This window comes from Enterococcus cecorum, assembly GCF_052119425.1.
GTDB lineage: Bacteria > Bacillota > Bacilli > Lactobacillales > Enterococcaceae > Enterococcus_E > Enterococcus_E cecorum_C.
This window is the reverse complement of record NZ_JBQKFH010000081.1, coordinates 1-2025: the sequence shown is the minus strand read 5'-3', so window position 1 is coordinate 2025 and position 2025 is coordinate 1. Positions and strand designations below refer to the sequence as shown.

Sequence of the window (2025 nt, the reverse complement as noted above, 5' to 3'; positions counted from 1 at the left end):
TCAGGTAAAATACCTTTACGATACATTTCCACACATTTTCTTTTGTACTCATAGCTGTAGCGCATAAAAATACCCTCCTTACTGTTTGTCCAGTAAAGAGGGTACATATCAGACTTACATGAATCTAGCTGGGATATTTATTTATTGTTAACTTAATTGAATGACTTGATCATAACGTTCCAAATCTGTCTTAGAATAATGATGCCGAACTTCAACGATTGTTTGTGGAAGTGCAAAAAGTAATTCATCAATTTTTGCCATCGTCTGCGCATCTAAATTAGCCTTCACTTCATCAGCTAAAATCAGATTTTTTTCATGATACAACATACGCGCAATTTCCATTCTTTGTCGCTCTCCGCCAGATAGTATTGGCAGTTGATCAAGTTCTTTATTTAATTGTACTTTTTGTAAAAGTTGATGCACACTTTCCACTTTATAATCAGTAGACAAAGCAATATTTTCAGCCATCGTTAGTTCACTAAAACAATAATTATCTTGTAATACATAGCCGATGAGTTGTTTTCTTTGTGCTGGTGATAGTTCTTGACCTGCAAAAAGAATTTTACCTGAAGTCGGCTTTAAATCCCCAAACAGCAAATCTAGCAAAGTCGTTTTTCCTACACCACTTTCACCAATAATCACTACTTTTTCTCCTTGACGAATCTCACAAGAAAAATGCTTTAAGATTGGCTTTTGTTCATAGGAAAAAGAAACATCTTCAAAAGTAATTGGAAATAATGTATCCACGGTCTTCTTTTCACTTGGACTAACTTCTTCTAGAATGGGCGCATACTTTTCACGCAGTCCCTTACTTCCCTGTAGCGTATTTAAAAAATAAGCTAATTCTTGAAACTGATAGCCAATATTATAACTGACAAGATAGATGGCTACAAATTGTGCTGGGGAGAGTTGTTGATAATAACACATCACCCCACCAATAATAATAGGGATTAATGAACAAAAAGTGTCCAACCCATTGATAACAAAACTGTTTAGTGAGCGTTTCTTTTCAAACTTTAAATTTTCTTCGGTACTTGTTGATAATTTAGCCGTCAATCTCGTTTCAAAAAAAGTTTGTACGCCATAATTCCGAATGACTCGAATACCTTTTAGCACATCCGTTAACGATTGGAGATAGCGTTGGTTCGCCTGCATCTTCGCTTGTGATAAATCATCAAGTTGTTTTCCACCAAACCGAGCAAAAATTGCCGGAATTGCATAGAAGAAAACAAAAACTAAACCTAGATAAAAATTGGTAACTAGTGCATAGATAATGGAGATACTGGTAAATCCTAGAGAAGCCATAACAATCACTAGTGGTTCGACATAGGTTTCTTCTAATTGTGGAACATCTTTTTCGATATCCGCCAAAAATGCTTCATCCTCTATTTGTTGACCATACAAAAAATGTTGGGTGATCTTTTGTTTTAAATGGTAGGAAAATTCAGCTATCAATTTGGCAAAGTAGTAACGTTTCCCAGTAAGTCCGATTAATATCAGTAAATTGCCAATCACCCCAATAACAAGGGCTTGCCATAATAGATGCAGTTGACGTTGTTGATGGATTCTTGTCAATAGAATTTTCTGAATTTTCTCATTTTCATTCAATTTTTCTCGTCTACAATTATTTTGATATTCTGACGCTCTACTTGCCATATTTGTTGAAACTGTTCTAAATAATTCACTCGCTTATCATGCGTAATCATTAAGATAGTCAGGTCTTTTTGTTGTAATAATAATTCCGTATATTTTTCAGACATTTCTTTACTTAGTGCCGCAAAAGGTTCATCCAAAAGCAACAAACCTTTATTGGCATGTAACGCACGTAATAGCGCAATCATTTGTTTTTCTCCACCACTCATTGTTTCTGGAGATAAGGAACTATTTTCGTCCAAATCTGAAGGAAGGTAGGCCATGTACCGACCCCCAAAAGTTAGACCATAAAATCTAACAATTGGAGGTCGGTATTTTTATGGCTAAATACAGTTATGAACTAAAAAAGAAAGTTGTTAATGCATACTTAGC

The 2025-nt window shown here is 35.0% G+C and carries 2 protein-coding genes; both read right to left on the bottom strand.

Going from position 1 to position 2025, the window contains the following annotated elements:
* Positions 1-147: 147 nt before the first annotated feature.
* Positions 148-1608 (bottom strand): ATP-binding cassette domain-containing protein, encoded by a 1461-nt coding sequence (locus ACTQZM_RS11820; protein WP_441653881.1) that lies wholly within the window; start codon positions 1606-1608, stop codon positions 148-150.
* A complete protein-coding gene (locus ACTQZM_RS11815) occupies positions 1605-1916 on the bottom strand; it encodes an ATP-binding cassette domain-containing protein (RefSeq protein WP_441653880.1) in 312 nt (103 codons plus the stop codon). The genes ACTQZM_RS11820 and ACTQZM_RS11815 overlap by 4 nt, the downstream gene beginning before the upstream one ends.
* Positions 1917-2025 lie beyond the last annotated feature (109 nt).

Excerpts from the sequence above, each read along its gene's own strand:
- ACTQZM_RS11815 (WP_441653880.1), bottom strand. The coding sequence starts at position 1,916 with ATGGCCTACCTTCCTTCAGATTTGGACGAAAATAGTTCCTTATCTCCA.